Origin of the sequence: Rudaeicoccus suwonensis (assembly GCF_007829035.1) — a bacterium.
In the GTDB taxonomy this organism is placed as follows: Bacteria; Actinomycetota; Actinomycetes; order Actinomycetales; family Dermatophilaceae; genus Rudaeicoccus; species Rudaeicoccus suwonensis.
Genome location: NZ_VIVQ01000003.1, coordinates 286,698 through 309,549 on the forward strand (window position 1 = coordinate 286,698; position 22,852 = coordinate 309,549).

At 67.0% G+C, this 22,852-nt stretch carries 19 protein-coding genes and 1 tRNA gene; 11 read left to right on the plus strand and 9 right to left on the minus strand.

Annotated features, from left to right (window positions below):
• Positions 1-55 precede the first annotated feature (55 nt).
• Both BKA23_RS15610 and rfbA read right to left on the minus strand, forming a co-directional pair.
• Positions 56-655, minus strand: coding sequence for a dTDP-4-dehydrorhamnose 3,5-epimerase family protein (locus BKA23_RS15610; RefSeq protein ID WP_145230139.1), 600 nt, complete (start codon positions 653-655; stop codon positions 56-58).
• A complete protein-coding gene (gene rfbA, locus BKA23_RS15615; RefSeq protein WP_145230141.1) occupies positions 655-1,524 on the minus strand; it encodes a glucose-1-phosphate thymidylyltransferase RfbA in 870 nt (289 codons plus the stop codon). Before rfbA ends, BKA23_RS15610 begins: the two co-directional genes overlap by 1 nt.
• Positions 1,525-1,592: 68 nt before the next feature.
• On the opposite strand from rfbA, the gene rfbB reads away from it, so the two are divergent.
• Positions 1,593-2,603 (plus strand): dTDP-glucose 4,6-dehydratase, encoded by a 1,011-nt coding sequence (gene rfbB, locus BKA23_RS15620; RefSeq protein WP_145230230.1) that lies wholly within the window; start codon positions 1,593-1,595, stop codon positions 2,601-2,603.
• Entirely contained in the window at positions 2,590-3,435 is an 846-nt protein-coding gene (gene rfbD, locus BKA23_RS15625) for a dTDP-4-dehydrorhamnose reductase (protein ID WP_246104694.1), read from the plus strand. Before rfbB ends, rfbD begins: the two co-directional genes overlap by 14 nt.
• Positions 3,436-3,481: 46 nt before the next feature.
• On the opposite strand, the gene BKA23_RS15630 is transcribed toward rfbD, so the two are convergent.
• The 4 genes from BKA23_RS15630 to BKA23_RS15640 form a co-directional block, all read right to left on the minus strand.
• Complete coding sequence (locus BKA23_RS15630) at positions 3,482-4,150, minus strand: GDSL-type esterase/lipase family protein (RefSeq protein ID WP_170226615.1); 669 nt, start codon at positions 4,148-4,150, stop codon at positions 3,482-3,484.
• A gap of 2 nt (positions 4,151-4,152) precedes the next feature.
• Complete coding sequence (locus BKA23_RS17730; protein ID WP_170226617.1) at positions 4,153-4,329, minus strand: DUF6104 family protein; 177 nt, start codon at positions 4,327-4,329, stop codon at positions 4,153-4,155.
• Positions 4,330-4,443: 114 nt separating this feature from the next.
• Positions 4,444-8,232, minus strand: coding sequence for a multifunctional oxoglutarate decarboxylase/oxoglutarate dehydrogenase thiamine pyrophosphate-binding subunit/dihydrolipoyllysine-residue succinyltransferase subunit (locus BKA23_RS15635; protein WP_246104695.1), 3,789 nt, complete (start codon positions 8,230-8,232; stop codon positions 4,444-4,446).
• 266 nt (positions 8,233-8,498) lie between these two features.
• Positions 8,499-9,971 carry a sugar transferase gene (locus BKA23_RS15640; RefSeq protein WP_170226619.1) on the minus strand — a complete coding sequence of 491 codons (1,473 nt, stop codon included), beginning with the start codon at positions 9,969-9,971 and terminating at the stop codon, positions 8,499-8,501.
• Positions 9,972-10,127: 156 nt separating this feature from the next.
• Here BKA23_RS15640 and BKA23_RS15645 point away from each other — a divergent pair, with 156 nt between their 5' ends.
• Positions 10,128-10,991: a DUF4097 family beta strand repeat-containing protein gene (locus BKA23_RS15645; RefSeq protein ID WP_145230147.1), complete on the plus strand. Its 864-nt coding sequence runs from the start codon at positions 10,128-10,130 to the stop codon at positions 10,989-10,991.
• The gene (locus BKA23_RS15650) at positions 10,988-11,590 is read left to right on the plus strand and encodes a PadR family transcriptional regulator (RefSeq protein WP_145230149.1); all 603 of its coding nucleotides are present in this window, start codon (positions 10,988-10,990) and stop codon (positions 11,588-11,590) included. The genes BKA23_RS15645 and BKA23_RS15650 overlap by 4 nt, the downstream gene beginning before the upstream one ends.
• A gap of 16 nt (positions 11,591-11,606) precedes the next feature.
• Here BKA23_RS15650 and BKA23_RS15655 read toward each other — a convergent pair whose 3' ends face one another.
• Complete coding sequence (locus BKA23_RS15655) at positions 11,607-12,578, minus strand: zinc-binding dehydrogenase (protein WP_145230151.1); 972 nt, start codon at positions 12,576-12,578, stop codon at positions 11,607-11,609.
• Between the two features lie 113 nt (positions 12,579-12,691).
• Here BKA23_RS15655 and BKA23_RS15660 point away from each other — a divergent pair, with 113 nt between their 5' ends.
• Both BKA23_RS15660 and BKA23_RS15665 read left to right on the plus strand, forming a co-directional pair.
• Complete coding sequence (locus BKA23_RS15660; RefSeq protein WP_145230153.1) at positions 12,692-14,020, plus strand: hemolysin family protein; 1,329 nt, start codon at positions 12,692-12,694, stop codon at positions 14,018-14,020.
• Positions 14,017-15,042 (plus strand): hemolysin family protein, encoded by a 1,026-nt coding sequence (locus BKA23_RS15665; RefSeq protein ID WP_145230155.1) that lies wholly within the window; start codon positions 14,017-14,019, stop codon positions 15,040-15,042. The genes BKA23_RS15660 and BKA23_RS15665 overlap by 4 nt, the downstream gene beginning before the upstream one ends.
• A 62-nt stretch (positions 15,043-15,104) precedes the next feature.
• Here BKA23_RS15665 and BKA23_RS15670 read toward each other — a convergent pair whose 3' ends face one another.
• Together BKA23_RS15670 and BKA23_RS15675 are read right to left on the minus strand one after the other, a co-directional pair.
• Positions 15,105-16,247: a helix-turn-helix domain-containing protein gene (locus BKA23_RS15670; RefSeq protein ID WP_145230157.1), complete on the minus strand. Its 1,143-nt coding sequence runs from the start codon at positions 16,245-16,247 to the stop codon at positions 15,105-15,107.
• A gap of 352 nt (positions 16,248-16,599) precedes the next feature.
• Positions 16,600-16,674 (minus strand) — tRNA-Arg (locus tag BKA23_RS15675).
• A gap of 126 nt (positions 16,675-16,800) precedes the next feature.
• On the opposite strand from BKA23_RS15675, the gene lysA reads away from it, so the two are divergent.
• The 5 genes from lysA to BKA23_RS15700 all read left to right on the plus strand — a co-directional run.
• Positions 16,801-18,168, plus strand: a complete 1,368-nt coding sequence (lysA, locus tag BKA23_RS15680) for a diaminopimelate decarboxylase (protein ID WP_425473780.1) — start codon at positions 16,801-16,803, stop codon at positions 18,166-18,168.
• A 1-nt stretch (position 18,169) separates the two neighbouring features.
• The gene (locus tag BKA23_RS15685) at positions 18,170-19,459 is read left to right on the plus strand and encodes a homoserine dehydrogenase (RefSeq protein WP_246104696.1); all 1,290 of its coding nucleotides are present in this window, start codon (positions 18,170-18,172) and stop codon (positions 19,457-19,459) included.
• Positions 19,460-20,548, plus strand: coding sequence for a threonine synthase (gene thrC / locus BKA23_RS15690; protein WP_145230164.1), 1,089 nt, complete (start codon positions 19,460-19,462; stop codon positions 20,546-20,548).
• A 5-nt stretch (positions 20,549-20,553) separates the two neighbouring features.
• Positions 20,554-21,495 (plus strand): homoserine kinase, encoded by a 942-nt coding sequence (gene thrB / locus BKA23_RS15695; protein WP_342783625.1) that lies wholly within the window; start codon positions 20,554-20,556, stop codon positions 21,493-21,495.
• Positions 21,496-21,699: 204 nt separating this feature from the next.
• The coding region (locus BKA23_RS15700) for a Rho termination factor N-terminal domain-containing protein (protein ID WP_211841755.1) at positions 21,700-22,852 on the plus strand (1,153 nt) is incomplete at its 3' end.

Sequence of the window (22,852 nt, forward strand, 5' to 3'; positions counted from 1 at the left end):
CCCATTCTCGCTGGAAAATAAGGGAAGATTTTCAGGTCTTTATCAGTATTTGATGCTAATAGCGCAGGGTGGCCATGAACGCGACGCAGTCGTCATACAGCGGCAGATCGCCGTCGTCTCGTGCCTGCTGCAGAGTCGGGGCGGCCGTGTCCTTCGGCGACAGCACCGGCTCCAATCCAGCCGGGAAGGTCAGTGCGAGGTCCGGGTCCAACGGGCTGATGCCGTGTTCGCGTGACGGGTTGTATGCCGTCGAGCACAGGTACATCGCGCACGAGTCGTCCAGCAGGCTGACCAGGCAGTGGCCCAGGCCCTCGGAGAGATACACGGCGCGGCGGGACTCGGTGTCCAGCCGCACCGACTCCCACGTGCCGAAGGTCGGTGAACCGACCCGAATGTCGACGACGTAGTCGATGAAGGCGCCACTGACCGCGGTGACGTACTTCGCCTGGCTCGGCGGGACATCGGCGTAGTGGATGCCGCGCACCGCGCCCTTGCAGGACACCGAGACGTTTGTCTGCATCACGTCGAGGCGGTGACCGACGTGCTCCGCCAGCTTGTCGCCGCGGAACCCTTCCATGAAAACGCCTCTGTCGTCAGGGAATTGACGTGGCGTGATCACGAAGGCGCCGGTGATGCCGAGGGGGTCGATCTGCATCAGCTGCGGTCCTCCATCAGTTGTCGCAGATACTCGCCGTACCCGCTCTTGGCCAACGCAGCTGCGTGCTGCGCCATGCCGTCGTCGGTCAGCCACCCGTTGCGCCAGGCGATCTCCTCGACGCAGCCGATCTTGTAACCCTGGCGCTCCTCGATGACCTGGACGAACTGCGCCGCACCCATGAGGCCCTCGAAGGTGCCGGTGTCGAACCATGCCGTACCGCGCGGCAGTGTCGTCACGCGCAGGTCGCCGCGCCGCAGGTAGGCCTCGTTGACACCGGTGATCTCGAGCTCGCCACGCGCGCTGGGCTGCAAGTCCCTCGCGATCTGGACCACGTCGTTGTCATAGAAGTAGAGACCTGGCACGGCGAACTTCGACCGAGGGTGCTCGGGCTTCTCCTCGATCGAGAGCACCGTGCCGGATGCGTCGAACTCCACGACGCCGTAAGCGCTCGGGTTGCTGATCTGATAGGCGAAGATGTGGCCGCCCGTCAGCGCGGCGTTACCGCGCAGGGCGGTGCCGAGGCCGGCGCCGTAGAAGATGTTGTCGCCCAGCACGAGTGCGACCGAATCCTGGCCGATGAAGTCGGCGCCGATGAGGAAGGCCTGCGCCAGCCCGCCCGGGGTCGGCTGAACGGCGTACTGCAGGTCGATGCCCCACTGGCTGCCGTCACCGAGCAGGCGGACGAATTGGTCGTGGTCGTGCGGGGTGGTGATGATCAGCACGTCGCGAATGTCTGCCATCAGCAGTGTCGACAGCGGGTAATAGATCATCGGTTTGTCGTAGATCGGCATGAGCTGCTTGCTGATGCCGAGCGTGATCGGGTGCAGTCGTGTGCCCGAGCCGCCGGCCAGAATGATCCCCTTCACGAGCGGTGAGACTACCCGTAATGAACTGGCCGTATGTCAAGGATCGTGCCGCCGGTTACAGTTTCGGCGTGCGGATCCTGGTCACCGGCGGCGCCGGCTTCATCGGTAGCAACTTCGTCCACCTCACCGCAGCGACCCGGCCGGAGGCCGAGATCGTGGTGTTGGACGCCTTCACGTATGCCGGTGAGCCCGCCTCGTTGGCAGGTCTGGGCCCGCAGGTGAAGATCGTTCGGGGCGACATCACTGACGCGCCGCTCGTCGACCGGCTGATCGGCGCCAGCGACGTGGTGGTGCACTTCGCCGCCGAGACGCACAACGACAACTCCCTGGCTGAGCCGGCGCCCTTCGTGCAGACCAACCTTGTCGGCACGTACACGCTGCTCGAGGCAGTGCGTCGGCACGACGTTCGCTATCACCATGTGTCGACCGACGAGGTGTATGGCGACCTCGACCTGGAGGACCCCGCGCGCTTCACGGAGGCAACGCCATACAACCCGTCGAGCCCCTATTCGGCGACCAAGGCCGGCAGCGACCTGCTGGTGCGGGCCTGGGTGCGGTCGTTCGGTGTGCGCGCCACGATCAGCAACTGCTCCAACAACTACGGCCCACGCCAGCACGTCGAAAAGTTCATCCCGCGGCAGATCACCAACATCCTCGACGGCGGACGCCCCAAGCTGTATGGCGACGGCCTCAATGTCCGCGACTGGATCCACGTCGATGACCACAACGCCGGAGTGTGGGCGATCATCGACCGCGGCGGCATCGGACAGACGTATCTCATCGGCGCAGACGGTGAGCAGAGCAACAAGGCCGTCGTCGAGCAGTTGCTGTGCGCGATGGGTCGCGACTCGGGCGACTACGACCACGTCACCGACCGGGCCGGGCACGATCGACGCTACGCGATCGACTCCACCAAGCTCCGCACCGAACTCGGCTGGGCACCGCGCTACGGCGACTTCGCGGCCGGTCTCCATGCCACGATCGAGTGGTATCGCGCCAACGAGGAATGGTGGCGCCCGCAGAAGGCGGCGGCTGAGGCGAAGTACGCCGACCAGGCGATCATCGGTGGGCGGGCCTGAGGTGCGCTGGCTGGTCATCGGTGGCCGCGGCATGCTCGGCACCGACCTGGTGGATCTGCTGCAGCGGCGCGGGCAACAGGTGCGAGCGGTCGGCTCGGCGGAGTGCGACATCCGCGACGTCGGGCAGGTACGCGCAGCTGTCTCGGGGCACGACGTCGTCGTCAACGCCGCGGCGTGGACCGCGGTCGACGATGCGGAATCCCACGAGGCCGAGGCGTTCGCCCTGAACGCGACCGGGGCGCACAACGTCGCGGTGGCGACACGGGACGCCGGTTCCCGCCTGGTGCACGTGTCCACCGACTATGTCTTCGACGGCGCCGCGACGAAGCCGTACGATCCGGCCGAACTGCAGCAGCCGCAGTCGGCATACGGGCGCAGCAAGGCCGCGGGGGAGTGGGCGGTGCGGGCAGCGCACCCGGACGCGCTCGTGGTGCGGACCGCCTGGCTGTATGGCGCCCACGGCCCCAACTTCGTGCGGACGATGCTGCGACTGGCCGGTGAGCGCGACACCTGGAAGGTCGTCGACGACCAAGTCGGGCAGCCGACCTGGACTGCGGATCTGGCGTTGTGCATCGCCGAACTCGTCACCTCCGGCGCGGCTGGTGGTTATCACCATTGCTCCGGGTCCGGCTCCACGACGTGGTGTGGTTTCGCGCGCGAGGTGTTGCGGTTGACCGGTCAGGATCCGCAGCGCATCCAGCCGTGCACCAGTGATGAGTTTCCGAGTGTCGTGGCGCGGCCGAAGTTCAGTTGCCTTGTGGCAGAGGCGAACCCGGCTCTCGGAATTGCGCCGTGGCAAGAGCGGCTGGCGGCATACCTGGCGACGCAGTGAGGCACCGACGACGTAAGGTGACGCCTCCGCAGCCCGGTGCCGATCCTCAGTTGTCGAGCTGCAACCAGTGCTGCCAGCCGGCATGCAGCACCAGCCAGGCGATGAGCCCGTAGCCCGCCTGGCCCGGGTGCATGCCGTCGCCGGCGGCCAGATCGGAGTGCCACTGATCGTGGCCGAGCAGCGGGCGGAAGCAGTCGACATAGGTCACACCGCGCCGGGCGCAGACATCGGCCTGGGCATCGACCAGCACCTGCAGTCGCTCGTTGGTCTCGGCGTCGATGGTGGGCGCAGGTCCCACGACGAAGGTCGCGATCGCCGAACTCGAGGCGTCGTCGAGGATGTTGGCGAGGTTGAGCCGGGAGCGAGCGGTCGTCATGCCCTGTGCGATGTCGCTCAGGCCGAAGGACACCACCAGACGGCGCTCGTTGCAGGACGTCCACCGAACCTCGCACTCGCGCTGCCAACGGCCGAGCACGTCGGTCGAACTCTGACCGCGGACTCCGAGGTTGTAGGTCGCGAGGTCGACGCCGGCGTGTGGCGTGCGAGCGACCACCCGTGACACCCAGCCGAGGGCCTTGGGGTCACCCAGACCGGCGACGTAAGAGTCACCCACGAAGCACACGCCGACGCGGCGCTCGCCCTCGGCGACCTGGAAGTTGGCGCTCGGGTTGAAATCGGGCTCAGTGCCGTCGTGCGAATAACTCACGTGGGTCATTCTCACTCATCCTCGTCGTCCAGCCGGGCAAGCCAGGTCGCGAGTCGCTCCACCGGCACCTCGAAGTCGGGGTTGAGATCGACGAAGGTCTGCAACTGGTCGGCCAGCCACTGGAAGCTGACCTCCTCATCACCGCGTCGCGCGGCCAACTCCTCCAGGCCTCGGTCCGTGAAATACATCGGGTCACCTCTTTCGGGGGTCGGTGTGCTGGTACGACGAACCGCCCGGCACCAGGCCGGGCGGCTCGTCATACCAGTCGGCAGCGGATCAGGAATCGATCCACGTGCCGTGGATCAGCGGTCGAACGCCCGAGCCATCAGATCGGCGTTCTGCGCCTGGTGACGCTTGCTCGAGCCGGTCGCAGGTGCGGCGGCCGCCGGACGGCACACGACCCGCAACGGCCGCTGCTCACCCTGCTCGGACAGCAGTTCGGGCAGGTTGAGCGCCATGAACGGCCATGCACCTTGGTTCTTGGGCTCGTCCTGCACCCAGACGATCTCGGCGTTCGGGTAGACAGCGAGCTCCTGGGCCAGCTCTTGAGCCGGGATCGGCGCCAACTGCTCGACACGCAGGATCGCGGTCGTGGTGTCGCCTCGCTTGTCACGCTCGGCCTCGAGGTCGTAGACGACGCGGGAGGACGCGAGCAGCACGCGGGTGACCTGCTCGGGTGCCGGCTTTGCGTGGTCGCTCATGACCGGACGGAAGCGGCCCTGAGTGAAGTCGGCCGGCTCGGAGGTCGCCGCCTTCAACCGCAGCAACTGCTTGGGGGTGAAGACGATCAGCGGCTTGCGCGGGCGGGCGGCCGCCTGCCGACGCAGCAGGTGGAAGTACGACGCGGGCGTCGAGGGGTAGGCGATCGTCAGGTTGTCCTCCGCGAACAACTGCAGGAATCTCTCGATGCGCGCCGAGGAGTGGTCGGCGCCCTGGCCCTCGTAGCCGTGCGGAAGCAGCAGCACCACAGAGGAACGCTGCGCCCACTTCTGCTCGGAGGAGCTGATGAACTCGTCGATGATCGTCTGGGCGCCGTCGGCGAAGTCACCGAACTGGGCCTCCCACATGACCAGCGCATCCGGGCGCTCGACCGAGTAGCCGTATTCGAAGCCCATGGCCGCGTATTCGGACAGCAGGGAGTCGTAGACCCAGAACCACGCCTGGTCGGCCGAGAGGTACCGCAGCGGGGTCCACTCGTTGCCGTTGGTGTGGTCGATGAGCACGGAGTGGCGTTGCACGAAGGTGCCACGGCGGCTGTCCTGACCCGCCAGGCGCACCGGAGTGCCCTCCATGAGCAGGGAGCCGATGGCTGCAAGTTCGCCCATGGCCCAGTCGATTCCGCCTTCGCGCACCATCGCCGCGCGGCGTTCCATCAGCTTGGCCAGCTTCGGGTGGACCGTGAAGCCCTCCGGCGGCTTGACCCAGGTGTCACCGATCGTGAGCAGCGCGGTGTCGCTGATGGCGGTGTCGGTCGCGCTGCCGTCGGCGCGCTCGTCGTCCTCCTGCTGCGCCGACGGGCGCTCCAGACCGCCGTGGCCCTCGGCGTCGGTGCCGGCCGAGCTGTCGGGACTCGAGGGAGCCGCCACTTCGGCCTTGGCGGCCTTGGTCTCGGCGAACACCCGCTCCAGCTGCGCCTGGTAGTCCTTCAGCGCGGCTTCGGCCTGCTCGACCGAGATGTCGCCGCGGCCGATGAGGGCCTCGGTGTAGAGCTTGCGGACGCTGCGCTTGGCCTCGATGAGCTTGTACATCATCGGCTGGGTCATCGAGGGGTCGTCGCCCTCGTTGTGCCCGCGACGGCGGTAGCAGACCATGTCGATGACCACGTCGCGGTGGAACTTCTGGCGGTACTCGTAGGCCAGTGCGGCCACGCCGACGCACGCCTCCGGGTCGTCGCCGTTGACGTGGAAGATCGGTGCCTGGATCATCCGCGCGACATCCGTGCTGTATGTCGAACTGCGTGCCTGGCCCGGCGACGTCGTGAAGCCGACCTGGTTGTTGACGACGATGTGGATCGTGCCGCCGGTGCGGTAACCGCGCAACTGCGACAGGTTCAGCGTCTCGGCCACGATGCCCTGACCGGCGAACGCGGCGTCGCCGTGCATCAGGATCGGCAGGACGGTGAAGGCGGTGCCTGCCAGGTTGATGCGGTCCTGCTTCGCGCGGGCGATGCCCTCCAGCACGGGGTTGACGGCCTCGAGGTGGGAGGGGTTCGCCGCCAGGTAGACCTTGGTGGTGTTGCCCTCGTCCGAGGTGAACTCGCCCTCGGTGCCCAAGTGATACTTCACGTCACCCGAGCCCTGCACGGACTTCGGGTCCTGCTTTCCCTCGAACTCGCGGAAGATCTGCCCGTACGACTTGCCGGCGATGTTCGCCAGCACGTTGAGGCGACCACGGTGCGGCATACCGATCGTGACTTCGTCCATGCCGTCGTTGGCAGCCTCCGACAGCAGCCGGTCGAGCATGGCGATGACCGACTCGCCGCCCTCGAGGGAGAAGCGCTTCTGGCCGACGAACTTGGTCTGCAAGAAGGTCTCGAAGGCCTCGGCGGCGTTCAGGCGTCGCAGGATTCGCAACTGCTCGGCAGAGGACTGCTTCTCGTAACCGCGCTCGACCTTGGACTGCACCCAGGCACGTTGTTCGGGATCCTGGATGTGCATGTACTCGATGCCGATCGAGCGGCAGTAGGCGTCGCGCAGAATGCCCAGAATCTTGCGCAGCTTGAGGAAGGGCTCACCCCCGAAGCCGCCGGTGGCGAACGAACGGTCGAGGTCCCACAACGTCAGTCCGTGGTTGGTGACGTCGAGGTCGGCGTGCCGGCGCTGCTTGTATTCCAGCGGGTCGGTGTCGGCCATGAGGTGGCCGCGCACGCGGTACGCGTGAATGAGCTCTTGCACACGGGCGACCTTGTTGATGTCGTCGTCGTGGCTGACATCGATGTCCTGCACCCAGCGGATGGGCTCGTACGGAATCTTCAAGGACGTGAAGATCTCGTCGTAGAAGCCGTTCTCACCGAGCAGCAACTGATGGACCACGCGCAGGAACTCGCCGGACACGGCACCTTGGATGATGCGGTGGTCATAGGTCGAGGTCAGCGTCAGGATCTTGCTGACGGCGTTTCGGTTGAGCGTGTCGTTGCTGGCGCCCTGCCACTCGGCGGGGTACTCGAGCGCACCGACGCCGATGATCGCGCCCGCGCCCTTCATCAGTCGCGGCACCGAGTGCACAGTGCCGATGCCACCGGGGTTGGTCAGGCTGATGGTGGTGCCTGCGTAGTCGTCGACGGTGAGCTTGTTGTTGCGCGCCTTACGGACCATCTCCTCGTAGGCGGTCCAGAACTGCGCGAAATCCATCGCCTCGGCGCCCTTGATGCTCGGCACGACCAGAGCGCGGCTGCCGTCATCCTTCTGCAGGTCGATGGCGAGGCCGAAGTTGACATGTCCGGGCTTGACCAGGCTCGGTTTGCCCTTGTCGTCCTCGATCAGGGAGTTGTTCATGTCGGGGACGACGGTCAGCGCCTTGAGGATGGCGTAACCGATGATGTGGGTGAAACTGACCTTGCCGCCGCGACTGCGGGACAGATGGTTGTTGATGACGATGCGGTTGTCGATGAGCAGTTTCGCCGGCACCGCGCGCACGCTCGTGGCGGTCGGCACCTCGAGGCTGGCTTCCATGTTGGTGACGATCCGGGCGGCGACACCGCGCAACGGGATGGTTTGGTCCTCGGCGGGCTCGACCGAGGGGGCTGCGCCGCTGCCGGCATCGCGGGAGATGAGTCGACCGTTGGACAGCTCGGCGGACTTCGGGTCGATCGTCGCGGGCAACGACTTCGTCGACTCGCTGGCGACGGAACGGTGCGTACTGTCGGTGGCGGGTGCCGCAGCTGGTGCGGGAGTGGACTCTTTGGCCGGAGCGGCCGGTGTCGCAGTCGGAGTGGTGGCGCCGTTGGTTGCGGCCGGCGCCTCGGTCGTCTTCGTCGTGGTCGTCGCACCGCTGCCGTTGGAGGACTCCGGGTGGAAGTCGGCGAAGAAACTCCACCACGCCTTGTCCACGGAGTTCTTGTCCTCGAGATACTGCTGGTACAGCTGGTCCACCAGCCACTCGTTGGGTCCGAACGTCGCGAGTGGGTCTGACGACTGCGGTGACACGCGAATGCGCCTCTTTCATCGGGATTCGGCACGGTATCGATCCGGCCGATCGATCGGTGCCCGGAGGCGGCTGTTCCGACCGGCTGCATCGTCCCGGCAAGGTTGTTGTTCAGTGCGGAAACAGGGCTCAGCGTGATGGACGCACACGAGAGTCGTGAATCCTGTGATCAGCCTATCTCGCAGACCGGATGCCTTGAACTGCGTATCAGCGGTCAGTACGCACCGTCGCGCTGCAGAACCGCTCGGACCGTGCGGATCATGATCGAGATGTCGCCGACCACGGACCAGTTCTCGACGTAATAGAGGTCTTTCTGGACGGTTTCCTCCCAGGTGAGATTGGATCGTCCGCCCACCTGCCACGGTCCGGTCACACCAGGCTTGACGTTGAGGCGGCGCCGGACGTGGTCGGCATACTGGCTGACCTCCTCCGGCAGAGGCGGCCGGGGACCGACCAGCGACATGTGGCCGAGGAAGACGTCCAGCAGTTGCGGCAGCTCGTCGAGTGAGTATCCCCGGATGAAGCGGCCGGTGCGGGTGATGCGGGGGTCGCTGCGCTGCTTGAACAGGACACCGTCTTGCACATCCGATGTCAGCGTCGCTCGCAGTGCCTCGGCATCGACCACCATCGAGCGGAACTTGGTGATCCGGAACAGCTTGCCGTTCATGCCGACCCGGGTCTGGCGGAACATCACCGGGCCGTGGTCCTCGCGATGGATGGCGATGGCGATCGCGGCGAAGACGGGTGACAGAACGATCAGCGCCAGCCCGCTGAGGACGACGTCCATCGTCCGTTTGACCAGGAACTTCGTGCCGGCATAGTGCGGGGACTCCACCGCCATCAGCGGCAGCCCCTCGATGGGCCGCCGGTGGATCCGGGGGCCCGCGACATCGATCATCGAGCTCGCGAGCACCAGCTTGATGGGAGTGCCTTCGAGTTGCCAGCCGTACTCCCGCATCTCTCGCGGGCGCACCGTCGACTGTCCCGCCACGATCAGGACATCCGCCCCAACGCTGTATGCCGCTGCCCCCGCGTCGATGATGGGGCCGATGTTCACGATGCGTTGCCCGTCGGCGAGTTCGAAATCCGGGCCATCGGCGCTCGCAACCGACACCGCGTGGACGACATAACCGGCAGCCGGATTGCGACGTATGGCGCGGGCCGCGCGGCGCACCTCCGGCGCTGCCCCGATGATCAGCGCTCGTTCGCTCAACTTGCCGCGCACGCGCTTGCGGACCACGACATACCGCAATAGGGCGCGTTCCAGCAGGAGCAGCACCAGACCGGTCGGCAGAGCGACCGCGAGGTACCCGCGGGCGATGTCGAGCTTGAAGATCATCGAGACGATGGCCACTACGCCGAATGTCCAGAACGTCGCCCGAAGCACCCGGGCGTATTCGTCGGCACCCACGCCGATGAGCTCGGGCCGGTACGCCTGCACCGCGTGGAGGCTGACCATCCACGCGATGATCAGCGCGAGCGAAGCACTGGTGTAGTCCACCGAGGTCAATCCGTAGACGGGGGCATGTTCGGTGGAGCCGAAGCGGACGAGTACCGCCATGGTCATGGCTATGGCGATGGCTGTCAGGTCGCACAACCTTGTTGCCAACTCGATCTTGGTGCGCCAGTCGGCTCGCGATGTGGCGGCAACGTTGAGTCCGGCGGTCGTCGTGGGAGATTGCGCCACGCGATGCCCCCACATTCCGGTCAGTTGTCCGACTGAACTTTATCAGTCGGGCCTCACGTTTCCATGCACTTCGCGGCAACCGGTTGACGGCGCCACAGACGCGACATATCGTGTCTTTTGCAAACGCGATATGTCGCGAATTCTTCAGGAGGCGGAATGTCCGAGTCATGGCAGGTCAGTGAACCCAAGGTGCTTGATGTCGGAGGCGAGGGAGAGCGGGTTCGCGCGCTCGACGTCGGCTTGATTGCCGGTCACATCGATGTCGTGACCCACGACGACTCGCCCACGGCGCGGCTGGAGGTGCACGAGGTCGAAGGCCGTCCGCTGGAAATCACCTGGGACGGTCAGACCCTGCGAGTCGCCCACGTGCCCAGCACAGGCGGCGGCCTTTGGGAAGCTCTGCGCAGCCTGGGGTCGGGCAATCATCGCGCCAGAGCGCGCATCTCGCTGTCGGTCCCCCAGGACGCGACAGCCACCGTGTCCACCGTCAGCGCCGATGCCGTCGTCAGCGGATTGCATTCGAAGACAAAGGTGAACACCGTCAGCGGGGACCTGACGATCGACGACATCGACGGTGACATCAAGGCTCATACCGTGTCCGGATCGCTCGAGGGCCGTGGCCTCACGGGCAGTCTGAAAGCGGAGACGGTGTCGGGCAGCATCACGATCCAGGACAGCCGCCTCGACCCGGTGAAGTTCAACACCGTGTCCGGTGACATCACCGCGGATCTGGGCAGTGACCAGGTCAGCGTCGACTCGACGTCAGTCTCCGGCGACGTGACCGTCCGGATCCCCGCCGGTCATGGATTCAACGTGTCGGTCTCGACGATGAGCGGCGCGGCGGTGGTCGACGGGCGTGAACTCGGCGGGGGACTCGGCCGGCGGGGCGGCAGCGTGGTCGAGGGCGACGAGAGCCTGCGGCTCAAGGCATCGTCGGTGTCCGGCGACGTGGTCGTCCTGCGTGCGCCGAGCGTGGTGGAAGGCACCGGTGGTCCGAACCTGGTGAAGGAGGATTCATGAGCCCGGTGTTCGCGCACGGCCAGTTGCGCCTGTACCTGTTGGCGCTGCTGGCAGAGGGGCCGCATCACGGCTACGAGATCATGCGCGATCTGGAGGCGAGGTTCAACGGGCTCTACACGCCGAGCGCGGGGACGGTGTATCCCCGTCTGGCCAAGCTCGAGGAGGAGGGTCTGGTCAGCCGTAGCGACGACGGTCGCAAGGCGACCTACACCCTCACCGAGGCCGGTCAGGCCGAAGTCGCGCAACGCAGCGGTGACATGGGCGACCTCGAAGACGACCTCGATCGTTCGGTCGCACAGTTGGCCGACGAGGTGCGCTCGCGCGTCAAGGACAGCGCCGCCGACCTGCGGGCGGAGCTGAAAGCCGCGGCTCGCGAAGCCCGACGAACGGCCCAACCGATCTCGGCGGAGCCGGACTGGACGACATTCGGAGCGAGGTATGGCGAACACGCCGCCGACTTCGAGCGCGCCGTCAATACGCTCCGGCAGGCCGCTCGGCGCGTCTACCGCGATCGGCATACGTCGGAGGCGATCCGAGATCAGGTGATGGATGCAATCATCCTGGCTCAGCGGACGATCGACGACCTCAACCAGCGCTGAGTCCGGGCGTGCCGTGTCAGCGCATCGTCACGACGAGTTTGCCGAAGACGTCGCCGTCGATCATCGCCTGGAACGCCGACCTCGCCTGGGCAAGCGGTCGCACCGAGTCGATGACCGGCTCGATGCCCTTGTCGGCCATGAAGCTGAGCAGCTGACCGAGCTCGGCGCGGGTGCCCATGGTGGATCCCTGAATCCGCATCTGCTGGAAAAAGATCCGGGTGAGTTCGGCGCTCTCGGGCTCAGGTCCGGAGGTGGTGCCGGCGATGACGACGGTGCCGCCCGGCTTCAGTGATCGGATCGAGTGCGACCAGGTGGCGGCGCCGACGGTCTCGATGACTGCGTCCACCTTGCCGGGCAGTCGTTCACCGCTGGCGAAGGCCCGGTCGGCACCGATCTGCACCGCGCGCTCACCCTTGGACTCGTCACGGCTGGTCACCCAGACCCGCAGGCCGGCCGCCGCACCGAGTTGCACCGCCGCGGTCGCGACGCCACCTCCCGCGCCCTGCACCAGCACCGTGTCACCGGGGCGAACTCCGGCCTGCACGAACACCATCCGGTATGCCGTGAGCCAGCTCGTCGACACACACGCCGCATGTTCGACGCTCATTCCGTCGGGCAGAGGCACCAGGTTGCGCCGCGGCACACGAACGCGTTCGGCCAGCGTGCCGGGGTGCAGCTCGGACAGCAGTGTGCGCCGCGGATCAAGTGTCTCGTCGCCGTCCCACCCCGGGCTGGCGATCACCGAGTGCAGCACGACCGCTTCGCCGTCGGAGGTGGTGCCGACACCATCGCAGCCGAGCACCATCGGCAGGCGGTCCTCGCGCAGGCCGACACCGCGCAGCGACCAGACGTCGTGGTGGTTCAAGGCGGCGGCGGACAGGGTCACGGTCTCCCAGTCCGAGGGTGTCTGTGGGGCTTCGATGTCACCGACCTCGAGTGCGCTCAGCGGATCCTGCGAGTTCACGGTGGCGGCGTAGGCAGCGAGCATGATCACGAGGCTAACGTCATACGGCACAGATCAGTCGGATCGCTGCGTCATCCACCGCCGGCTGCGACGGAGGGCGCATCCACGCCTGGCAACGTGTCACCATTGACGCCGACATGATCCCTTGGTTACTCCTGTTCGCCGGTGTGGTCCTGACCGTCGGTACGGCCATCTTCGTCGCCGCCGAATTCAGCCTCGTCGCCCTCGACCGGCCACAGGTGCAGCGCGCCGTCGATGCGGGTGACACCCGCGCGGCCGTTGTGCTGGGGTCGTTGCGCAGCCTGTCCACCCAACTGTCGGGCTCCCAGGTCGGCATCACGCTCACCACGCTGATCCTGGGGTATCTGGTGCAGCCCTCGCTGGGTGCGCTGCTCTCGGATCCACTCGGCTCGACAGGTATGTCGTCGACTGCGGCGGACGCGGTGTCGACAGCGGCGGCGCTGGTCATCGCCACGCTGTTCTCGATGGTCGTGGGCGAACTGGTGCCGCAGTTCCTCGGTATCTCGGCGCCGTTGCCGGTGGCCAAGATCGTCGCCGGACCGGTGCGTGTGTTCTCCGCGGTGACCAAGCCGCTCATCGTCGTACTCAACGGATCCGCCAATGCCGTCCTTCGCGTCTTAGGGATCGAGCCGCAGGAAGAACTCAGCGCTGCGCGCACTCCGCAAGAGCTGTCGGCGATGGTGCGCAGATCGGCCGAAGCGGGCGTCCTTGAGGAGGGCACGGCCCGGCTGCTGACCAGGTCGCTCGACTTCGGTGAGCGCACCGCCGCCGACGTGATGAGCCCTCGTGTGCGGTGCGATCACCTCGAACGCGCTGCGACAGCTGCCGACGCCGTCGACCTCGCGCGGCGCACGGGTCATTCGCGGTTCCCGGTCATCGGTGCCGACTGGGACGAAGTGCTCGGCGTCGTGCACGTGAAGCGCGCGATCGCTGTGCCACAGGACCGGCGCACCGACGTGCCGGTGACCGCATTGATGATCAACCCTGTGCTGGTCCCCGAGACGATCGGTCTCGACCCGTTGCTGCTTCTGTTGCGTGCCAACGGATTTCAGCTCGCGATCGTGGTCGACGAGTATGGCGGCACCTCCGGTGTGGTCACTCTGGAGGACGTGATCGAGGAGATCGTCGGCGAGGTCAGTGACGAGCACGACCGCGTGTCCGATCCGAGCAGGCTGCTGCCGGACGGCTCGTGGACGGTGCCGGGGCTGTGGCGCCCCGACGAGGTGCGCGACCGGATCGGTGCCGAGGTGCCCGAGGGGCGTTATTACGAAACCGTCGGCGGCTTCATCATGCAGTCGGTGGGACGCGTCCCGCAGGTCGGTGACGAGGTCGAGGCCGGTGGCTGGACGCTGCGAGTCGTCTCGATGGACGGCCAGCGTGTCGATCGCGTTCGCATCGCCGCAGTGCCGCCCGTCGAGGACGCCGAGCAGGAGGAACGCGCATGAGTCTGTGGCTCTCGCTGCTGTGCCTGCTCGGCAACGCCTTCTTCGTGGGCGCCGAGTTCGCGGTGATGACTGCGCGGCGCTCGCAACTCGAGCCGCTCGCAGCCGCCGGATCGCGTCGTGCGAAGTTGTGCCTCGATGCGCTGGAGAATGTCGCCTCGCTGCTCGCCTGCGCCCAGTTGGGTATCACGGTCTGCTCGGTGCTGCTCGGTGCGGTCGCGGAGAGCGCTATACACCACCTGCTGACGTCTCCGCTGCACGCGGCGGGTCTGCCTGAGGACGCCAGTGACGTGATCGCGCTGATCCTGGCGTTGCTGTTCGTGGCCTACTGTCACGTGGTCATCGGCGAGATGGTGCCGAAGAATCTGGCCATTGCCGGCCCCGACCGCGCTGCACTCGTGCTCGCACCGGCGCTGCTGGAGATCACCCGACTGCTGCGACCGGTCATCTCGCTGGTGGAGGCCATCGCCAAGTTCGCCGTCCGACGGATGGGCGTGGAACCTCGTGACGAGGCCGCCTCCACCTTCTCCGCGGAGGAGGTGGAGATCATCGTCGCCGAGTCGCACCGCGAGGGTCTGTTGCCGGCCCAGCAACGCGCCAGGGTTCAAGGTGCCCTGCAGTTCACCGACCGGGTGGCCGCCGATGTCGCCGTGCCGGTCGACGAACTCATCGCTCTGCAGGTCGGCGCCACCCCGGCCGACATCGAGCGGTTGGTGGCCAAGCGTGGCTTCTCGCGCTACCCGGTGCTCGACCGCGCAGGGGTGATCGCCGGATACCTGCACCTGAAGGATGTGCTCTACGCCACCGATGAGGCGTATGCCGAGCCGGTCCCGCCCAAGCGGATCCGTCGACTGGCCACAGTCGGCCCTGGCGACGAGGTCGAGGACGTGTTGCTCACCATGCAGCGGACCGGCGCGCACCTGGCCCGGGTGGTCGACCCGGACGGTGAGGTCCGAGGGGTGGTCTTCCTGGAGGACGTGCTGGAGGAACTCGTCGGTGAGGTCACGGACGCGACACAGCGATAGGGGCGGCGGGGCTGCGCCAGTGCGAGTGGAATCGACCGGACGACCCGACCGCGCTGCTGCGACTACGCGAGCGCCAGCTGCAGTTCGACCAGCGTCATCGGGTCGTCGAGGTCGTCGCTGAGCAGGTCGCGCAGCCGGTTGATGCGACCACTGACCGTCTGTGGGTGCACATGCAGGCTCTTGGCCACGTCGGGCCGACGGCCCCAGTGCAGCAGCCAGGAACGCAGCGTCGTCAGCAGCATGTCGCGTTGCTCGGCGGGGAGTTCGTCCAGCGGGTAGAGATGCTTGCGCCGCAGCGCGGCACGTGCCTGGGGGTCTGCGTCGCAGACGATGCTGGCCAGCATGTCGTCGGCGAAGACCGGCCCGTTGGGCTGGCGTTCGGTGAGAGCCGCGGTGCCCGCCATACGTGCTGAGGACGGGAACTCCTCGATCGGGAAAGCCGGCCCGACCGCGCAGCGGATGCCGGCCAGTTTGCGCCGCAGGTGCGTGGCGACCTTGCCGTGACTGATCTCGACGCCGACGATGATGTCGTCGCTGCGCTCGGCCCAGCCGATGCGGCCACCCATGGCCATGGAAATGCGCTCGGCGTTACTGCGGTCGGCGACGATCGCAACAGCGAACGAGTCCGTGGCCCACCCCGCAGCCTCCGCCGCGTCGTGCAGGCGACCAGAGTCCGCCGACAACAACAGCTGAGCGCCGAATTCGCGCTGCTGACGGCTGAGCCCGCCGCCGGCCTCTGCACGTTGGTGCTCGTAGCCGCGGGTGGTGGCAGCCACGACCGCCTCGGTGAAATCGCTGATGTGCTCGACCAGCCCGACGGTCTCCTCGGGCCGCAGATCTGCGACGGATTCGCTGACCGCCGTGAGAACCGCCTTGAGGGCCACCCGGAAAGCGATGCGGACGCACGCGACCAGGTCGGAGAGGGACATGTGGAGCTCGAGGCTGGCTGCGCCGAGTTGTTCGAAGATGTTGTCCGGCTCGGTCGTCGCCGAGACGTCTCCGAAGGCGATCCCGTCGAGCAGCATCTCGACGGTCTGGGCGATGTCGATCGGCCACGCCACGAGCAGATCAGGCTGGGGGATCTGCATCTGTTCGCTGACGGTGCGTGCGAGTTCGGTGGGCAGATCTGCGAGCAGGGGAGTAGCCGCTGCGAGCAACGCCGACGGGCGTCGCTGGAGCGTGCTGGAGGTGGAGCCGGAGTTCAAGGTACGTGCTTCGTTCTGACGGTCGGGCGCGACTTTCCGCTTATCTAAGCAAGGAAATCAGCGGTGTGACGGGTGTTCCGCGGAACTGGTTGACAGCTGTCAAGGACACCACGATAACCGGTCGGGGAAGCGGTTCCGCATCAGACCGAACGGCGCCGATGTGAACAGGATTCGTGTCGGCACGGTGAACCGATGGGAAGGTCAGCGCCCATCGATCCACAGACGGCGGCCGCGATGAGCACAGCTGGTCGCGCGAGCACCAGCGACCTGGCGATCGACGCGGACGACTGCATGTTTTGTGTGACCTCAGCGGTCCGCGGCCGTCAGACCACCCGTGGCTGAGTGATGTGGGTGGTGCCCCCGGCAGGATTCGAACCTGCGCTCCCGCCTCCGGAGGGCGGTGCTCTATCCCCTGAGCTACGAGGGCGTACGGCCTTCGCCGCGCGGCGCAACGTTACCAGGCAGCTCGTGTGCTCCCGAATTGGCCGCCGGTCGCCTTCCATCCGGCGGACTGTTCGGTATGCCGCATCCGGCGCGCCCGTATCGTGTGCGCGTGACCACCCGCGATACGGCCGCATCGACCGGTGTCGACCACGTCTGGCCGACCGGACTGACGACGACTCCGGCCGGCGGCCTTGCGCTGCACGGCCGGGCGCTGCAGGACCTGTCCCGCGAGTACGGCACTCCGGCATACCTGATGGATGTCGACGATCTGCGCGCTCGCGCGGCGGAACTGCGCGAGGAATTCGCGGCGGCATTCGGCGCGATCGGGACGACTGCGGACGTGTATTACGCGGGCAAGGCGTTCTTGTGCTCGCAGTTGGTGCGGGTGATCGACGCCGAAGGCCTCGGACTGGACGTCTGCACCGGCGGCGAACTGGCGGTCGCTCGCAAGGCCGGCTTCCCGGGTGAGCGCATCGGCATGCACGGCAACAACAAGTCGGAGTCAGAGATCGCCGCTGCACTCGACTACGGCGTCGGCCGGATCGTCGTCGACTCGTTCGAGGAGATCGACCGCATCGCGGCGGCTGCCCAGGCTCGCGGTCTGACCGTCGGCGTGATGATCCGCGTCAAGACCGGCGTCGAGGCGCACACGCACGAGTTCATCGCCACCGCGCACGAGGACCAGAAGTTCGGCTTCAGCCTCGCCGGTGGTCAGGTCTCGCGCGCCGTCGGCACGATCCTCGAACACGCGGATTCGTTGCAGTTGCTGGGTTTTCATTCACACATAGGTTCGCAGATCTTCGAGTCCGAAGGCTTCCGCGTTGCTGCGCAGCGGCTCATCGGGCTGCAGCTGGAGGTGGCTCGCGAGCACGGTGTCACGCTGCCCGAACTCGACCTCGGCGGTGGTTTCGGCATCGCGTATCTGCCGACCGACACCCCGCTGAGCGTGCGTGACATGGCTCGCCAGCTCGCCGCGATCGTCGCCGACGCGTGCGAGTCGGCCGGTATGCCGCTGCCGCGGGTGTCGATCGAACCCGGTCGCGCGATCGTCGGTCCGGCGGGCATCACGATCTACGAGGTCGGGACTGTGAAGCCGGTGGTGGTGAGCGACGACCTCGTGCGCACCTATGTGTCCGTCGACGGCGGCATGAGCGACAACGCACGGCCGGCGCTCTATCGGGCCGACTATTCCGTTGCCTTGGCGAATCGCCCCGGCTCCGAGGACACCGCGCAGTCGCGTGTGGTCGGCAAGCACTGCGAGTCCGGCGACATCGTCGTGCGGGACGCGCAACTGCCGGACGACGTCACCGCAGGCGATCTGCTCGCGGTGGCGGCGACCGGCGCCTACTGCCGGTCCCTCGCCAGCCAGTACAACCACGTGCCGCGGCCGCCCGTGCTCGCTGTGAGCAGGGCCGGCGTGACGACCTGGCTGCGCCGCGAGACCGTCGATGATCTGCTGGCTCTGGAAGGCGAGTGACATGACCGAACCCCTGAAGGTGGCCCTCCTGGGCTGTGGCGTCGTCGGCAGCGCGGTCGCGCGCCGGTTGCACGACGACGCGCGCGACCTGGCGGCGCGGGTGGGTGCGCCGCTGCAGATCACCGGCGTAGCTGTGCGTGACATCACCCGGCCGAGGCCCGAATCCGGCGTGGATGCAAGTCTTTTCACCACCGATGCAGAGTCATTGGTCGAGCGCGCGGATCTGGTCGTCGAACTCATGGGCGGCATCGAGCCGGCACGCTCATTGCTGCTGCGTGCCATCGAGCACGGCGCCAGCGTCGTCACCGCCAACAAGGCGCTGCTCGGCGAGGACGGCCCGCAGTTGTTCGAGGCGGCTGATGCCCGCGGGGTGGATCTGTCCTACGAGGCGGCGGTGGCCGGCGCCATACCGCTGCTGCGGCCGTTGCGTGAATCACTGGCCGGCGACAGCGTCCGCCGGGTGATGGGCATCGTCAACGGCACCACCAACTTCATCCTCGACAAGATGGACCGCACCGGTGCGGCTCTGGACGACGTGCTGGCCGAGGCGCAGCAGTTGGGGTATGCCGAAGCGGACCCGACCGCTGACGTCGAGGGGTATGACGCGCGGGCCAAGGCCGCGATCCTGGCATCGCTTGCCTTCCACACCCGCGTCGCGACGCCGGACGTGTACTGCGAAGGAATCATGGGCGTGACTGCCGAGGACATCCGTGCGGCCCGCAAGATCGGACTCGTCGTCAAGCTGCTCGCGATCTGCGAACGCACCGACGAAGGCGTCAGCGCACGGGTCCACCCGACGCTGGTTCCCCGCTCGCACCCGCTGGGCTCAGTCCGTGAGGCATTCAACGCTGTCTTCGTCGAGACCGAGCTCGCCGGCCAGTTGATGTTCTACGGCAAGGGCGCGGGTGCCGAACCCACCGCCTCGGCCGTGCTAGGCGATCTGGTGCAGGCGGCCAGGCATCGGTTGGACGGCGGTCACGGGCCGGGCGAATCGGCATACGCCGACCTGCCGCTGCTGCCGATCGCCCAGTCACAGACCAGTTACTTCGTCCGTCTCGACGTCCTCGATCGCCCCGGTGTGCTGGCCCAGGTCGCGAATGTGCTTGGCGAACAAGGAGTTTCGATCGAGAGCATGCGGCAGGGTGTGCGCCGGTCAGGCGACGGCCTGGCCATGCTGGAGATCGTGACCCATCGGGCATCGGATGCGGCGCTGGCCCGCACCGTCGATCAATTGCGGATGCTGGACGACGTGCACGCCGTCACATCCGTGCTTCGTGTGGAGGGAATGTAGATGGCGCACCAGTGGCGCGGCGTGATCCGCGAGTATGCCGACCGCCTGCCGATGCTGGCCGGGGCTCCGGTCGTCACGTTGGGCGAGGGCGGCACGCCGCTCATCCCAGCGGAGCACCTGAGCGAGTTCGTCGGCGCGAATGTCCTTGTGAAGTTCGAGGGGATGAATCCCACCGGAAGCTTCAAGGACCGCGGTATGACGACCGCCATCTCGATGGCGGCCAAGCACGGAGCCAAAGCGGTCATCTGCGCCTCCACCGGCAACACCTCCGCCTCGGCAGCGGCATACGCCATCAAGGCGGGTATGACCTGCGGGGTGCTCGTGCCCGAGGGCAAGATCGCGATGGGCAAGCTGAGTCAGGCGCTCGCGCACGGCGCGCAGTTGCTGCAGGTGGACGGTAACTTCGACGACTGCCTCACGCTGGCCCGCAAGCTCGGCGAGGCCTACCCGATCGAGTTGGTGAACTCGGTGAATCCGGCGCGCATCGAGGGGCAGAAGACCGCCGCCTTCGAGGTCATCGACGTGCTGGGCGATGCGCCGGACATCCACTGCCTGCCTGTCGGCAATGCCGGCAACATCACGGCCTACTGGAAGGGTTACCGCGAATCCGCTGAACTGCCAACGGGTTCCGACGGGCACGCGACCAAGCGGCCGCGCATGTGGGGCTTCCAGGCTGCCGGTGCCGCGCCGATCGTCAAGGGCCACCCCATCGACGAGCCGGACACCATCGCCACCGCGATCCGCATCGGCAATCCGGCCTCGTGGGAGCAGGCGATCGCAGCACGCGAGGAATCCGACGGTCTGATCGACGCCGTCACGGACGAGCAGATCCTGCACGCACACCGCCTCATCTCCAGCCGCGAGGGTGTCTTCGTCGAGCCGGGCTCGGCGGCCAGCATCGCGGGACTGTTGCTCATGCACGAGCGCGGCCAGGTGCCGGCCGGCGCCACGGTGGTCTGCACCGTCACCGGACACGGCCTGAAGGACCCGCAGTGGGCGTTGAAGGCCGCCGACGGTTCTGATCTGCAGCCGACACGCATCCCCGTCGACGCGGTGACTGCAGCGCGAGTGTTGCAGCTGGAAGGCTGAAACCGGTGTCTTTGCAACACTTTTCGCCTGGACGCTCGGTCTCGGTGCGCGTGCCTGCCAGCAGTGCGAACCTGGGGCCCGGCTTCGACTCCATCGGTCTCGCGCTCGGTGTGTATGACGACGTCGAGGCCACCGTGACCGGCGACGAACTCCAGATCACGGTTGAAGGACACGGCGCAGGGGAGGTGCCGGTGGACGACGGCCATCTCGTGTGGCGCTCCGCGTGCATCATGTGGGCGGCCCTGGATCTCACCCCGCCAAAGGGCCTGCGACTGCACTGCCGCAACGAGATCCCCCACTCACGCGGGCTCGGCTCGTCGGCCGCGGCGATCGTGGCAGGTATGGCGATGGCGTTGGCGCTGGTGCAGGAGGACATCGACGACGCGGAATCCCTGGCGCTGATCAACCGGCTCGCTGCCGATGCCGAGGGCCATCCGGACAATTCCTCGGCGAGTGTGTATGGCGGATGCACGATCTCGTGGGCCGACGATCACGGCCGTGGCTGGCAGACCATCCGACCGGCGCTGCACCCGCAGATCCGGCCGGTGCTGTTCGTGCCGGCAGCGACGCTGTCCACCGACAAGGCGCGAGCTGCTCTCGGTGCCTCCGTCCCTCTGTCGGCTGCGGCATCGACCGCGGGTCGTGCTGCACTGCTGACGGAGGCGCTCACCCGTTCGCCGGAACTGCTGTTGCCCGCCACGCGGGACTGGCTGCACCAGGAGGCGCGGCGACCGGCATACGAGCGCAGCATGGAACTGGTCGATCGACTGCGCCAGCAGGGTCACGCGGCCACGATCTCGGGCGCCGGTCCCGCAGTTCTGGTGCTGTCGACCACCGACCACGCGGACCCGATTGCCGAACTGACTGACGAATGGCGCGTGCTGACGCCTGGCGTCGCCGACGCCGGTGTGCGAGTCGTTTCGCGTTCGGTCGCATCCACGGTGTAGGTTGGAGGCCGCATCGATCAGATGGTGAGCCGCGAGACACATATGTTCCGGCTCGTCCGATGCATCACTCTCAGGTCACGTCGACAGTTTCTGCGCACGTGAATGAGGCCGGATCCCACATCATTTGCTCGATCCGGAGTTGTAGTGCACAACCCCAAAAGAAGACCGACAGTCAGTCGGCACAACGAGGGGGAAGGAACCTTCGTGACGGAAACCACTGAACTCGCAGCGCCCCAGGAAACGGGTTCGCAGGGTTCTCGAGGCAGCCTCAGCACCATGAAGTTGGACGAGCTCAAGCGGCTCGCAGCGACGATGGGCATCAGCGGCACCTCCAAGATGCGCAAGGGCGACCTGCTCACGGCTATCCGCGAGCGTGGCGAGAGCGGTTCGAGCCGCACGGCGCCCTCCGCCGCCCAGGCTGAGTCGGCCACGACAGACACGACTGCTGCCGCCCCGGCGCGTCGCGCGTCGCGCCGTGCGGGGTCAGCTGTCGTCGCCCCGGCCGAGCAGGCCGAACAGGTGACCGCTCCCGCACAGGCGCGGGAGTCGGACGACGGCCACGTCGTCGCTCCGGCGCGCGACGAGCGTCGCGACACCGCCGCCGACCGGTCCGACAGCGATCGGTCCGAGGCCGAGTCCGGCGACGAGTCGCACCAGGGTCAGCCTCGTCAGCGTCGTAACGATCGCAATGGCAGCGATCGTTACAACGGCGGTGATCGTTCCAACGGCAATGACCGTCAGAACAACCGCAACGGCAACGACCGCAACGATCGTCAGGGCAATGACCGTCAAGGCAGTGACCGGTCGAACAACAACGATCGTCAGAGCAACCGCAACGGCAATGACCGGAACGGCAATGACCGGAACGGCAATGACCGCAACGGCAATGACCGCGACGGCCAGGGGAACGACCGTTGGAACAACGACGACAGCCGCCAGGGTGGTCGCCGTCGGCAGCGTGGCCGGGACCGCAAGCGTGGCCGTGGCCGCGGCGCGGACGACTTCGGCGATGTCGATGTCGCCGTGCGCGAGGACGACGTCCTGGTGCCGGTGGCCGGCATCCTGGACGTGCTCGACAACTACGCCTTCGTGCGGACCAGCGGATACCTCGCCGGCCCCAACGACGTCTACGTGCCGCTCAACATGGTCAAGAAGAACGGCATGCGCAAGGGCGATGCCATCACCGGCGCGATCCGTGCGCTGCGTGAGGGCGAGCAGTTGCCGACGCGCCAGAAGTTCAACGCGCTCGTCCGCGTCGACACGGTCAACGGCATGCAGCCGGAGCAGGCGCGCGAGCGCGTGGAGTTCTCCAAGCTCACCCCGCTGTACCCCCAGGAGCGACTGCGCCTGGAGGACG

Bases quoted from the DNA above. Each gene is read 5' to 3' on its own strand.
- BKA23_RS15610 (WP_145230139.1), bottom strand. From the start codon at position 655: ATGCAGATCGACCCCCTCGGCATCACCGGCGCCTTCGTGATCACGCCA.
- BKA23_RS15630 (WP_170226615.1), bottom strand. From the start codon at position 4,150: ATGACCCACGTGAGTTATTCGCACGACGGCACTGAGCCCGATTTCAAC.
- BKA23_RS17730 (WP_170226617.1), bottom strand. From the start codon at position 4,329: ATGTATTTCACGGACCGAGGCCTGGAGGAGTTGGCCGCGCGACGCGGT.
- BKA23_RS15645 (WP_145230147.1), top strand. From the start codon at position 10,128: ATGTCCGAGTCATGGCAGGTCAGTGAACCCAAGGTGCTTGATGTCGGA.
- BKA23_RS15650 (WP_145230149.1), top strand. From the start codon at position 10,988: ATGAGCCCGGTGTTCGCGCACGGCCAGTTGCGCCTGTACCTGTTGGCG.
- BKA23_RS15655 (WP_145230151.1), bottom strand. From the start codon at position 12,578: ATGCTCGCTGCCTACGCCGCCACCGTGAACTCGCAGGATCCGCTGAGC.
- BKA23_RS15660 (WP_145230153.1), top strand. From the start codon at position 12,692: ATGATCCCTTGGTTACTCCTGTTCGCCGGTGTGGTCCTGACCGTCGGT.
- BKA23_RS15665 (WP_145230155.1), top strand. From the start codon at position 14,017: ATGAGTCTGTGGCTCTCGCTGCTGTGCCTGCTCGGCAACGCCTTCTTC.
- BKA23_RS15685 (WP_246104696.1), top strand. From the start codon at position 18,170: ATGACCGAACCCCTGAAGGTGGCCCTCCTGGGCTGTGGCGTCGTCGGC.
- thrC (WP_145230164.1), top strand. From the start codon at position 19,460: ATGGCGCACCAGTGGCGCGGCGTGATCCGCGAGTATGCCGACCGCCTG.